Here is a 12,976-nt window from a genome sequence, read left to right as displayed (position 1 = left end):
CTAGCGCTTTAGTAAGTGCTTCATCGGTAGCGGCGTCGCGGTCTTGAAGATCAAACTGAACGCCGTCCAGCGTGTTCACGCCAGCACTTATCATTGCGTCAAACACCTCGCCCAATTGATCTATATCGGTAAGCTCAATATTGAAGGGGCGCTCTAAGCGGGTGCGCATTAACGTTTCTTGTTCACCATCATCGTTGCGCGGCCCTGCGACGTGCTCAGGATAGACATTGAGTGACCCTGCATTGATGGCGCGTTGCTCAATGCCGATCTCTTCCATGGCTTTAATTAGCTCACTGGCACGATTTTCAAGCCGCGCGCGTGCGTCGCTCAGCTCGCCACTGTCGGTATCTTCCAGCGTGGAAACCGCTGGGGTGTTTTCCCACAGCCGTGCAGACAGAGTGGCTTTGTCGGGCTCTACTTCCACCCATGATTGGGCTTGAACATGTAAGCTGGGCGGGGTGGGGGGCGCAGCGTGAGCCGTAGACGTTGCCAGAAGGGCGAGAAGTGCGCTGCCAAGCACGCCGTAGCGCAAGCGTTTTAGATGTGGTGTTGCTGGATTCATAGGTCACTTCCTTACTGATCGAGACAATGATTAATGTTAACTAATTTATACTGTGACGCTGCTTGGAAGGGCAAAGCGCAATAAAGTTCACTGGCTAAGAGTCGATGCAAAGCAATTGCTTAATGTTGTCATGGTTTGTGCAATATTGCGCGAGCGGCCATGATATGTGGATAACACGCTAAGGAAAGGGCAATGTCGAAATTATCGGATGAGGATTATCGTAGTATCCCTTTAAATGCGACCCTGGCGCTTGCCGCACTCGTTGTTATTGTGGCGGGTATGAAGGCTGGGGCGGATCTTCTGGTTCCTCTGTTACTGTCAGTCTTTATTGCTGTTGTATGTACGTCGCCTGTGCAGTGGCTGCACCGCTGTGGCCTCAGCAGGGGAGCCTCTGCTTTTTTAACATTGATGGTGCTGCTGGGTTTTATTTCCTTAATTGGCTTGCTGGTGGTCAACAGCTTTAGCACCTTTGTTCAGGTGCTACCGGATATCGAGTCGCGTTTGTATGAGCATTATTGGGATTTGTTGAACGCGCTCTCTAACCGTGGGCTAGCCATTAATCCTGATCAGCTCAGCAATATGCTTGCTATGGAAGACGATGGGTCGTGGGTGACAACGTTGCTAGGCGAACTTGGCAATCTCTTTATGCAAGGCAGTATTATCGGGCTGTTAGTTATTTTCATGCTGTTTGAAACGCTTAACTTCCGAGATAAAGTGTCCCGCGCTCTTGAGAACCCAGCGCCAAGCCTAAAGCGGTTTAGCGAGTTTAGTTTAACGCTGAAGCGCTACCTGGCAGTGAAGACCGTTATTAGCTTGGCCACCGGGGCGCTGGTATGGCTCTCTTGCTTAATAGTGGGAGTGGAGTTCCCGTTGCTGTGGGGGGGTGTTGGCTTTTGCCCTTAACTTTATTCCTAATATCGGCTCGGCCTTGGCGGCGATTCCTCCCGTACTGCTATTGCTGGTATCCCAAGATGGCGGAGTATTGCAGGCGCTGTTACTCGCATCTGCCTATTTGGTGATTAATTTCGTTTTGGGTAACTTGGTTGAGCCGCGAGTGATGGGGCAAGCATTGGGGCTATCAACATTTGTGGCGTTTCTTTCGTTGGTTGTGTGGGGGTGGATCTTTGGTGCTGCGGGGATGTTGTTGTCGGTCGTATTGACGATGACATTAAAAATCGCCTTGGATAGCCATCCTCAGACTCGCTGGATTGCTCATTTACTGGGGCCGGGAGGGCAGCGTCGAACGCGTCTTGGCGATGCACGCCGTCCACCTTGGAAGCGTCGAGAGTAGAAGGAGGCGTTTGAGATGGGAAGTGCAGGAAGTTACCGCTGGCAGTGCCAGCGGTAACGTTAGCGCGAGTTAGGCATTTTGATCGATAAATTGGGTCAGCTGGGACTTAGACTGTGCACCTACCAGCGATGCCACTTTCGTACCGGACTTAAATAGCATCACTGTCGGAACGCCGCGCACGCCTTGTTCTGCAGCAATTTCAGGCGCATCGTCAACGTTCACGCTAACCACTTTCAGATTATCACCACGTTCGGCAGCAACTTCATCAACCACAGGTGCCATTACTTTACAGGGACCGCACCAGGGGGCCCAAAACTTCAGTAGGACTGGCTGTTCGGCGTTGAGGACTTCTTGCTCAAAATTGGCGTTGGTGACATCAACATTGTTAGCCATCTGTTTCTCCCGTTTGCGTTGCTCTTGCTGTTTCGTTGCCTCAAATGGAGCAACGGTCATTACGCGTTTTACTAGCGCACTTTCACCGCGCCAAGTTGGCAGATGTTAGCGGGCGCAGAAGGTGCTGGCAAATTTCCTATGACGTTTCGACAGCCATTATGAAAAATTAAGGGGTGTTCGTGACGGCTATTTTTTATACTATAAGTGAATTATAAGATGATTTTTTATTCAAAATTGTATGTATGAGGCGTGTCGCCCCCACGTATTGCACCTTTGAGTGCTTCGTGGGTGGTGCAAGTTAGCAGCGGCGCGAGGATGCGCTTCAACGTGCTTCCTGCATAGATAATAAGGTGAGGATATGAAGCTACAGCAACTTCGCTATATCTGGGAAGTCAATCGACACAACCTGAATGTGTCAGCCACCGCGCAGAGTTTGTTTACCTCGCAGCCGGGTATTTCCAAGCAGATACGCTTGCTTGAAGATGAGCTAGGTGTGGAGATTTTTGCACGTAGCGGAAAGCACCTTACCCGCGTAACGCCTGCAGGGCTGTCTATCATTGAGTTGGCAGGTCAGGTGTTGAAGCTGACCGAAAACATCAAACAAGTCGCCCAAGAGCACAGTGACGAGCGCCGGGGGAGTTTGTCGATTGCTACTACTCATACTCAGGCGCGCTATGCACTACCTCCTATCATCAGCGAGTTTACCCTCAAGTATCCTGATGTTGCCCTACATATGCAGCAGGGCACACCCAAGCAAATCGCTCAGATGGTTAGCGAAGGTCAGGCCGATTTTGCAATTGCCACTGAATCGCTAGAGCTATTCACCGACTTGGTGTTGTTACCTTGCTACCGCTGGAATCGCTGCGCTTTAGTACCTAAAGACCACCCCCTGGCATCGATAGACAAGCCGCTGACGCTTCAAGCGTTGGCCGAACATCCTCTCGTTACTTATGTGTTTGGGTTTACCGGCCGCTCGCAGTTAGATGATGCGTTTAAAGCACAGGGACTTACGCCCAATGTGGTGTTAACGGCCGCTGATGCTGATGTGATTAAAACCTATGTGCGACTGGGCATGGGGGTTGGTATTGTCGCCCAAATGGCGGTTGATCCGGTGCTAGATGAGGATTTGGTCGCATTGGACGCCAGCCATCTCTTCGCGAGTTCTACGACTAAGATTGGAATTCGCCGTGGCACCTTTATGCGCGGCTATATGTACGATTTCCTCGTACGCTTTGCACCTCATCTCACCCGAGACTTGGTAGACGAAGCCTTGTTGGCTGGCCCACGTTTTGAGCATGAGCTGTTTGAGGGAGTAGAGCTTCCTGAGCATTAGGAGCATCGGGTAGTGGGTGAATAGCGCTTGACGTGGGTGTCTGGGCGCTATTCACCGTTCTCTGCCTAATCAGTGCTGTAAGTGCAGGCCACACTCACGTTTGTCTTCTACCTTGGTGGGGTCGAAGTAGTCAAAGTTGTTGGGCAGGTCGTGTGCCTCAAGATAGTAGTACATATCTTTTGCAGTCCACTGCAGCAGCGGGGCAATTTTTAATAAGCCATCGCTGTTACGGCTGGCAGGCTGCATTTTAGCCCGCTCTGGGGTGTCCTCTGCCCGCAGGGCGGTGAACCAGACATCCGGCTGCATTTCCCGCAGGGCACGCTCAAACGGCTCAATCTTTACTTCTTGAGTGAAGGCTGCGTGACGTGGGTCGTCAATGCTGGGCATTGCCCCCTCTAGCGCTTCACGGTGAGCACGGGTTCGCTGCGGAATAAAGCTGACCATGTTTAGGTTCAGCCGCTGGATTAAGGCATCGGCGAATTGGTAAGTGGCCTCAGTGTTATAGCCACTATCCATCCATACGATGGGGATGTCTGGACGTGCCTGAGTGACCATATGCAGAATCACCGCCTCAAACGGCCGGAAATTGGTCGTGCAAATAGGACGCTCGCCTTGGCTAAGCGCCCACTTGATAAGCTCTTGGGGATTATTGGCAAAATCACGGTTAATGCTGTCAAGCGCTGAAGACATGCTGCCTCCTGTCATAAGGTCGAGTATGACACTAGGCTATCAAAGAGGAGGGGCTTAGCCCCAATACCGTTTGGTTTGGCTTTTATATTCCTTTTTGATGTAAGAATTTTGTTATTTATTCCAAGGCGCCGATTAGATGGCGGATTTTATCCAGCGTTTCTGTGTACTCCTCGTCTGCTCTAGAGTCGGCGACTAATCCTCCGCCGCCCCAAACATTTAGCTTGCCTGCATCTGCCACCATGGTGCGTATCGCAATTGATGTGTCCATGCTGCCCCGTTTATCAATGTACCCCAGGCTTCCGCAATAGACACTGCGTTGGCAAGGCTCCAACTCGTCGATAATTTGCATGGCGCGTATTTTAGGCGCGCCAGTAATAGAGCCGCCAGGAAACGCTGCTGTCAGCAGAGATAGCGGTGAGCGATGTTTGGCGAGCTGACCTTGAACCACGCTTACCAGGTGATGCACGTTGGGGTAGCTCTCTAACTGACATAGCTGCGGTACACGAATAGACCCAGGAGCGCATACGCGTCCCAAGTCATTGCGCAGCAAGTCAACAATCATGACATTTTCCGCGCGGTCTTTCGTGCTGCTTAATAGCTGTTCCGCTAGAGTGATATCCTCCTCCGGCGACTTACCTCGTGGTCGCGTGCCTTTGATTGGGCGCGTTTCCACTCGCCCGTCTTTACACTGGATAAAGCGTTCGGGGGAAAGCGAGAGTACCGCCTGGTTTTTCCATGCCATAAAGCCTGAGAAGGGCGTTGGCGTTGCCTTGCGAAGGCGTAGATAAGCCTGCCATTCATCGCCTTCATAGCTCGCTGTAAACCGCTGAGCAAGGTTAATTTGATAGCAGTCGCCGGCGCGAATGTAGTGCTGAACAGTGTTAAAACGTTCAGTGTAATCCGCTTGGCTTAGCTCGCCATGAAAGGGGCTGGTTAAGTGAAAGTCTTTAGCAACACTGGTAGGTGGCTGAGCTAGCCATTTCATGACCTGCTGTTGGCGAGTTGCTGTTGCAATGAGCCATGTTGCCTGCTTTTCGTGATCAAAGGTAATGCACCAGTCGTAAAGCCCCAAACGTGCCAATGGCAGATTAGTAACATTGGGGTGGCGGCTGGAAATCGCGAGGTTATTACGTCCTAGGTCATAACTCCAATAACCCATCAGGCCGCCTAAAAAAGGCAGCTCGCTGGGGAAATCTGTGCTGGGTAGCTGTTCAAGCATCCATTGCTGCTGGGCGGTCATATCTCCAGCGAGTGCCGAGGGAAGGTCCAGCTGCGTTGAAGTGAAGTTAGTTTGTCCATCAGGCATGACTTCTAGCGTAGCTAACGGATCACTGCTGATAATGTCGTAGCGCCCGTTTGCTGATGGGCGGCCGCTATCAAGTAATACCGCACCATGACGCTTTCGCAGGTGAGCAAAGATCTCCAGGGGAGTAGGAGAGTAGGGCAGGGCTTTAATGGTCAACGCCGATGTCATGGAGCAAACGCCAGGCCGATGGAAGGCATCGCATTCTAGAGGTCGTTAATAGATGACACCAGTGTTAACCACTGACGCCTTTCTCACGGTAGGTTAAACACGGTTAACGGAAAGAGCATGATTGTTGACATTAACCCAAGAATAAATGGCTGGGTTACACGAAAGGTGAATAAAATCGACCATTTTGACTAGTTGACGGCACAAATATGGCGGGCTAAAGTTCTCCTACCTCATAATTGTCGACAATTAGCCATGACCTCACTTGCTACTCTTTCTCGTTCTAAAGCTGATTCGCCCAGTGATCAGACCTCGCCAGAAGTCCGAACGCTGGCTGAGCGGGTCTTTCACCAGCTTCAAGACGCTATCGTACGTGGAGAGCTGGCGCCGGGCAGCAAAATTACCGAGCCGGGGCTTTCTAAAACGTACGGTATCTCTCGCGGTCCGCTGCGCGAAGCCATGCGGCGTTTAGAAGCGCACCGTTTAATTGAGCGTGTTCCTCACGTTGGCGCTCGCGTTGTCAAGCTCTCTATGAAAGAGCTGCTTGAGCTGTTTGATGTGCGCGAAGCGCTTGAGAGCATGGCAGCCCGCTTGGCTGCTGAGCATATGTCTGCCGAGGAGATTAAAGGGCTGCGTGAGGTGTTGGCCCTTCACGAAGGCCAGGCAGATCTCAAGCGTGGCGAAGCTTACTATCAGCGCGAAGGCGATCTCGACTTCCACTATCGCATTGTTCAAGGCAGCCATAACAAAATGCTGATGAACCTGCTTTGCGATGATCTCTACTACTTAGTGCGTCTTTACCGTACCCAGTTCAGCGCCAGCGGTAAGCGGCCCCAGCTCGCCTTTGTCGAGCACCATCGTATTGTAGATGCCATTGAAGCCGGAGATGCCGAGCTAGCGGAGTTGCTGATGCGCCGCCACGTTAGCGCTTCCCGAGCCAACGTCGCCGACCGTTACGCTGCTGTTCTTGAACAACAATCAACGTCATCAGCGGATTAGTTCGTTATGCCTATCCGCCAAGCCTTTTAAAGGAGCAATGCCAATGTCCACTTCATCTACTCTCACGCCAGGTGCTCGCTTTCGTGCTGCGCTAGACGCGAACCGCCCTTTACCGATTCTAGGCACGATTAACGCGTATACCGCGATGATGGCCGAGCGAGTAGGCCACCAAGCGATTTATCTGTCGGGCGGCGGCGTGGCTAACGCGTCTTTTGGCTTGCCGGACTTGGGTATGACCAGCATGAACGACGTGGTGGAAGATGCACATCGTATCTGTGGCGCTACCGATCTTCCGCTGCTGGTAGATATCGATACGGGCTGGGGCGGTGCTTTTAATATTTCGCGTACCGTTAAAGAGATGCAGCGCGCAGGCGTTGCTGCGGTTCATCTGGAAGACCAAGTGGCTCAAAAGCGCTGCGGCCACCGCCCGAATAAAGCCATTGTGTCCCAGCAGGAAATGGTTGACCGCATCAAAGCCGCGGCAGATGCCAAGCTTGATCCCGATTTCTATCTGATTGCGCGTACCGATGCGTTCCAGAAAGAGGGCTTAGACGCCGCTATCGAGCGTGCTAATGCCTGTGTGGAGGCGGGTGCGGATGCAATCTTCGCCGAAGCCGTGCACACCCTGGATGATTATCGTGCGTTCTGTTCGCGCGTGAATGCGCCAATACTGGCCAACATCACTGAGTTTGGCGCAACGCCGCTGTTCTCTCAGCAGGAGCTGGGCGAGGTGGGGTGTCGCATGGTGCTCTATCCGCTATCGGCCTTCCGCGCTATGAATGCTGCCGCATTGAAGGTGTATCAGAGCATTTTAGATAACGGTCATCAAAAAGAGGTGGTCGATACCATGCAGACTCGCGATGAGCTGTACGACTTTTTAAATTATCACGATTTCGAGCAAAAGCTCGACGCGCTATTTGCTGAGCAGAAAGACGCTTAATAGCCGTTAACATTATCAATACTAAAACATATAAAAAGAGCTAACAGGAGACACGACATGGCTGACAAACCGCAAAACAGCGCAGGACTCCGTGGTCAAAGCGCCGGTACTACAGCGCTGTGTACGGTGGGTAAAACGGGTTCCGGATTAACCTACCGTGGTTTTGATATCAAAGAGCTGGCCGAGAAGGCGAAGTTTGAAGAAGTCGCGTATTTATTACTGAAAGGCAAGCTGCCCAATCAAGCCGAGCTTGATAGTTACATTACCAAGCTGAAGGGGCTGCGTGGCTTACCCGATGCTTTGAAAACCGTACTGGAGCAAATTCCCAAAGATGCGCACCCGATGGATGTTATGCGCACCGGTACCTCCATGCTGGGTAACCTGGAGACAGAAGAGAGCTTTGACCAGCAGCAGGATGTTTCTGATCGGCTGTTAGCGGTACTGCCCTCGATTATTTGCTACTGGTACCGCTTTAGCCATGACGGCGTTCGCATTGATACTGAAACTGACGATGCCTCGGTAGGCGGTCACTTCTTGCATATGCTGCGTGGCGAGCCCGCTTCTGAGTTGCATGCGCGGGTTATGAACGTATCGCTGATTCTATACGCCGAGCATGAGTTCAATGCGTCAACGTTCACGGCGCGGGTTTGCGCCTCGACGCTTTCCGATATGCACTCCTGTGTTACCGGCGCGATTGGTTCGTTGCGTGGCCCGCTACATGGCGGTGCTAACGAAGCGGCCATGGCGATGATCGAGAACTGGGCGTCACCGGAAGAAGCTGAGCGTGAAATGCTTGGTATGCTTGAGCGCAAAGAGAAAATCATGGGCTTTGGCCATGCCATTTATCGCGAGTCTGACCCGCGTAATGAAATTATCAAAGAGTGGTCGAAGAAACTTTCTGAAGACGTTGGCGACAGCGTGCTTTACCCCGTTTCTGTGCGCTGTGAAGAAGTTATGTGGCGCGAGAAGAAGCTTTTCTGCAATGCGGACTTCTTCCATGCCAGTGCTTACCACTTCATGGATATTCCGACCAAACTGTTCACGCCAATCTTCGTCATGTCCCGTTTAACGGGATGGGCAGCGCATGTGTTTGAGCAGCGCGCCAATAACCGCATTATTCGCCCCAGCGCCGACTACACTGGTCCTGAGAAGAGCGAGTGGGTGCCCATCGAAGCGCGTGACTAACCCTTAACGGGCCGTGATTAAGTGAGAGGCATTATGAACACGAATTATCGTAAGCCGCTGCCAGGCGTGACGGCAGAGGGTGCTCCGGTAGATTACTTCGACGCGCATCAAGCCGTTGAAGATATCAAGCCCGGCGCCTACGCGACGCTGCCCTACACGTCCAGAGTGTTGGCTGAGCAGTTGGTACGCCGCTGCGATCCAGCGCTGTTAACCGATGCACTGAAACAGCTCATCGAGCGCAAGCAAGATTTGGATTTTCCTTGGTACCCGGCACGCGTTGTATGCCATGACATCCTGGGGCAGACCGCGTTAGTCGACCTTGCTGGCCTAAGGGATGCCATCGCTGAGAAGGGCGGTGATCCGGCTAAAGTGAATCCTGTGGTGCCTACACAGCTGATTGTTGACCACTCATTGGCCGTTGAACACGCTGGGTTTGAGAAAGACGCGTTCGAAAAAAACCGCCAGGTGGAAGATCGCCGTAACGATGACCGCTTCCACTTCATTAACTGGACCAAAGTGGCTTTTGAGAACGTTGATGTTATTCCTCCGGGCAACGGCATTATGCACCAGATCAATCTGGAGAAAATGTCGCCGGTAGTGCAGTGCCGCCCTGATGAACAAGGAGTGCGTGTTGCTTACCCAGATACCTGTGTGGGTACCGATAGCCACACGCCGATGGTCGATGCGCTGGGTGTTATTTCCGTTGGTGTGGGTGGTCTTGAAGCCGAAAGTGTGATGCTGGGCCGTGCTTCGATGATGCGCCTGCCGGATATCGTTGGTGTAGAACTCTCTGGCAAGCTGCAGCCAGGTATTACCAGCACCGATATGGTGTTGGCGATTACCGAGTTTCTACGCAAAGAGCGTGTAGTCGGTGCCTACCTGGAGTTTTACGGAGAAGGTGCCGACGCGTTAACCGTAGGCGACCGGGCGACCATTTCCAACATGACGCCAGAGTACGGCGCCACGGCGGCGATGTTCTACATCGACAACCAAACCGTTGATTACCTCAAGCTTACGGGTCGTGAGGATGAGCAGGTTGCTCTGGTTGAGGCCTATGCCAAGCACACAGGGCTATGGGCCGATAGCCTAAAAACTGCTGAGTATGAGCGGGTACTGCGCTTTGATCTTTCAAGCGTTAATCGCACCTTGGCGGGGCCTTCCAACCCTCATGCTCATTTGCCCACCTCGGAGCTGGCCCAACGCGGCATCGCGATCGACTTGGATAAAGCAAGGGCCGACGAGCAAGCAGGTAGAATGCCAGATGGTGCGGTGATTATCGCCGCGATTACCAGCTGCACGAATACTTCTAACCCGCGCAATATGGTGGCAGCTGGCTTAATTGCTCGTAATGCTAACCGCTTAGGGTTAACCCGCAAACCGTGGGTAAAATCGTCGCTGGCGCCGGGATCGAAAACCGTCAAGATGTATCTGGAAGAAGCCAAGCTGATGGATGAGCTGGAAACACTTGGCTTTGGTGTCGTGGCGTACGCCTGTACGACCTGTAACGGCATGTCCGGGGCGTTAGATCCGGTCATCCAGAAAGAAATTATCGACCGTGATCTATACGCCACAGCGGTACTTTCCGGTAACCGTAACTTTGACGGGCGCATTCACCCCTATGCGAAGCAGGCATTTCTGGCATCGCCGCCCTTAGTGGTTGCCTACGCCATTGCCGGCACGATTCGCTTTGATATTGAGAAAGACGTACTGGGCACCGACCAAAACGGAAACCCCGTCACGCTAAAAGATATCTGGCCCGACGATAGCGAAATCGATGCGATTGTGAAGGCTTCCGTGAAGCCGGAGCAGTTCCGTCAGACCTATATCCCGATGTTCGACCTCGACAAGAGCGCGCGCGTTCAGGTCAGCCCGCTTTATGAGTGGCGGCCTCAGAGCACTTATATTCGTCGGCCTCCCTACTGGGAAGGCAATATGGCTGCCGAACGTGGTTTGAAAGGTATGCGTCCGTTGGCGATTTTGCCGGACAATATCACCACCGACCATTTGTCGCCTTCTAACGCGATTATGCTGGACAGCGCAGCAGGTGAGTATCTGCACAAGATGGGCCTGCCTGAGGAGGACTTTAACTCCTACGCGACCCACCGCGGCGATCATTTAACTGCCCAGCGGGCAACATTAGCGAACCCGAAGCTGTTCAATGAAATGGTCCACGACGAGCAGGGCAAAGTGCTGCAGGGGTCGTTGGCACGTGTTGAGCCAGAAGGCACTGTGACGCGGATGTGGGAAGCCATTGAAACGTATATGGCACGTAAACAGCCGCTGATTATTATTGCCGGTGCGGATTATGGTCAGGGTTCCTCGCGTGACTGGGCGGCGAAAGGTGTTGCGCTAGCGGGTGTTGAAGCCATTGTAGCCGAAGGCTTTGAGCGTATTCACCGGACCAATTTAATTGGTATGGGCGTGATGCCGCTGCAGTTTGAGGAGGGCACCACACGTAAAACCTTGGCGCTGGACGGTACGGAAGTCTTCGACGTAGAAGGCACTCCTCAGCCCCGAGCCAAGCTGACGCTGGTTATTCATCGTCAAAGTGGTACCACTGAACGTGTGCCGGTGATCTGCCGTATTGATACCGCCGAAGAGGTCACGATTTACTCTGCCGGTGGGGTCTTGCAGCGTTTCGCCCAGGACTTTCTTGAGTCCACCACGGCGTAGCCAAATTGGCGTGTAACGCAGCGCCAAGGCGATTAATGAAAGAGCCCGTCGCTAAGCGCCGGGCTCTTTTTTCGGCATGCGATTAGTGAACATGGTCATTGATAATCGTCATTGAGAATGTTCAGGCATCGTCATTGAAAATGGTTAGGGAGCGTTATTTATGTCTCATGTTGGACAAATTAGTATTCCTGCGACGTATATGCGCGGTGGCACCAGTAAGGGGGTATTTTTCACCTTGGACAACTTGCCCGAGGCGGCAAGAGTGCCGGGCGAGGCGCGAGATAAACTGCTGATGAGGGTGATTGGTAGCCCAGACCCCTATGAAAAGCAGATCGATGGGATGGGAGGGGCAACCTCAAGCACCAGTAAAACGGTGATTCTTTCCAAGAGTGAGTCGTCAGATCACGATGTGGACTACCTGTTTGGCCAGGTTTCAATTGATAAGCCGTTTGTGGATTGGAGCGGCAACTGCGGCAACTTATCGGCAGCAGTAGGTCCTTATGCGATTGCTAATGGGTTAGTTGACCCCGCCAAAATACCGCAAAACGGTGTCGCTGAAGTACGTATTTGGCAGGTCAATATCAGTAAAACCATTGTCTCTAAAGTGCCTATTGTTAATGGACAGGTGCAGGAGACCGGCGATTTTGAGCTAGACGGTGTGACCTTTCCTGCCGCTGAGATTCCTGTGGCCTTTATGGATCCTGCGGATGGTGAGGGGGCAATTTTCCCAACCGGGAACTTGGTCGATGACTTGGAAGTGCCCGGGGTTGGCGTTTTAAAAGCGACGCTGATTAATGCGGGTATTCCCACCGTGTTTGTTAACGCCCAGGACATAGGCTATACCGGTTGCGAACTACAGGAAGCAATTAACAGCGATGCCAAAGCACTCGCCATGTTCGAGACCATTCGTGCCCATGCTGCGGTGCGTATGGGATTGATTAAGCATGTTGATGAAGCGGCCAGCCGGCAGCACACGCCGAAGGTGGCTTTCGTTGCCCCGCCGGCTAGCTATACGGCGTCCAGTGGTAAAGCGGTGAGTGCGGAAAACATCGATCTTGTGGTAAGGGCGCTTTCCATGGGTAAACTGCACCACGCAATGATGGGCACCGCAGCGGTTGCCATCTGCGCGGCAGCAGCCATTCAAGGCACGTTAGTAAATTTAGCCGCAGGTGGTGAGGAGCGTGAAGCGGTGACCTTTGGGCATCCTTCTGGCTCGTTGCGTGTAGGTGCAAAAGCAAGTCTGACTGATGGGCGCTGGCAGATTGATCAAGCTGTCATGAGCCGCAGCGCGCGGGTGTTAATGGAAGGCTCTGTACGCATACCCGGAGATAGCTTTTAAAGAGTATTCGCGCGTGAATACTAGGTGACGCCTTGCCGCCGTTTTGGGAATGCCCTAAACGGCGGCTTCAGCCTAGAGAGATGTAAGTTTTATACTTATC

General features: G+C 52.7%; 10 protein-coding genes and 1 pseudogene. 7 read left to right on the top strand and 4 right to left on the bottom strand.

Going from position 1 to position 12,976, the window contains the following annotated elements; translation table 11 throughout:
* The coding region (locus tag INT22_RS11010) for an SIMPL domain-containing protein (protein WP_226912622.1) at nt 1–562 on the bottom strand (562 nt) is incomplete at its 3' end.
* A gap of 192 nt (nt 563–754) precedes the next feature.
* Here INT22_RS11010 and INT22_RS11005 point away from each other — a divergent pair.
* Nucleotides 755–1,853 (top strand): annotated as a pseudogene (locus INT22_RS11005) (AI-2E family transporter).
* A 69-nt stretch (nt 1,854–1,922) separates the two neighbouring features.
* Here INT22_RS11005 and trxA read toward each other — a convergent pair.
* On the bottom strand, nt 1,923–2,306 hold the full coding sequence (trxA, locus tag INT22_RS11000; RefSeq protein ID WP_009722702.1) for a thioredoxin: 384 nt from the start codon (nt 2,304–2,306) through the stop codon (nt 1,923–1,925).
* Between the two features lie 298 nt (nt 2,307–2,604).
* Between trxA and cysB the strand changes: the two genes are divergently transcribed.
* Entirely contained in the window at nt 2,605–3,579 is a 975-nt protein-coding gene (gene cysB, locus INT22_RS10995) for an HTH-type transcriptional regulator CysB (RefSeq protein WP_089038607.1), read from the top strand.
* A gap of 69 nt (nt 3,580–3,648) precedes the next feature.
* Here the strand turns inward: cysB and INT22_RS10990 are convergent, their stop codons facing one another.
* Together INT22_RS10990 and pabB are read right to left on the bottom strand one after the other, a co-directional pair.
* The gene (locus INT22_RS10990) at nt 3,649–4,269 is read right to left on the bottom strand and encodes a phosphoadenosine phosphosulfate reductase domain-containing protein (protein WP_193059266.1); all 621 of its coding nucleotides are present in this window, start codon (nt 4,267–4,269) and stop codon (nt 3,649–3,651) included.
* 115 nt (nt 4,270–4,384) lie between these two features.
* Nucleotides 4,385–5,743, bottom strand: a complete 1,359-nt coding sequence (pabB, locus tag INT22_RS10985; RefSeq protein WP_193068230.1) for an aminodeoxychorismate synthase component I — start codon at nt 5,741–5,743, stop codon at nt 4,385–4,387.
* Nucleotides 5,744–5,995: 252 nt separating this feature from the next.
* Here pabB and INT22_RS10980 point away from each other — a divergent pair, with 252 nt between their 5' ends.
* The 5 genes from INT22_RS10980 to prpF all read left to right on the top strand — a co-directional run bounded on the left by INT22_RS10980 (nt 5,996) and on the right by prpF (nt 12,876).
* Nucleotides 5,996–6,739 (top strand): GntR family transcriptional regulator, encoded by a 744-nt coding sequence (locus INT22_RS10980; protein WP_089038604.1) that lies wholly within the window; start codon nt 5,996–5,998, stop codon nt 6,737–6,739.
* A 43-nt stretch (nt 6,740–6,782) separates the two neighbouring features.
* A complete protein-coding gene (gene prpB / locus INT22_RS10975; protein ID WP_226912621.1) occupies nt 6,783–7,679 on the top strand; it encodes a methylisocitrate lyase in 897 nt (298 codons plus the stop codon).
* A 57-nt stretch (nt 7,680–7,736) separates the two neighbouring features.
* The gene (gene prpC, locus INT22_RS10970; protein WP_038482861.1) at nt 7,737–8,864 is read left to right on the top strand and encodes a bifunctional 2-methylcitrate synthase/citrate synthase; all 1,128 of its coding nucleotides are present in this window, start codon (nt 7,737–7,739) and stop codon (nt 8,862–8,864) included.
* Nucleotides 8,865–8,897: 33 nt separating this feature from the next.
* Complete coding sequence (acnD, locus tag INT22_RS10965) at nt 8,898–11,537, top strand: Fe/S-dependent 2-methylisocitrate dehydratase AcnD (protein WP_193059263.1); 2,640 nt, start codon at nt 8,898–8,900, stop codon at nt 11,535–11,537.
* Between the two features lie 160 nt (nt 11,538–11,697).
* Complete coding sequence (gene prpF, locus INT22_RS10960; protein WP_193059262.1) at nt 11,698–12,876, top strand: 2-methylaconitate cis-trans isomerase PrpF; 1,179 nt, start codon at nt 11,698–11,700, stop codon at nt 12,874–12,876.
* Nucleotides 12,877–12,976: the final 100 nt, after the last annotated feature.

Origin of the sequence: Halomonas sp. 3D7M (assembly GCF_014897885.1) — a bacterium.
GTDB lineage: Bacteria > Pseudomonadota > Gammaproteobacteria > Pseudomonadales > Halomonadaceae > Vreelandella.
The sequence above is the reverse complement of the archived record's forward strand: the minus strand, read 5'-3'. Positions and strand labels throughout refer to the sequence as shown.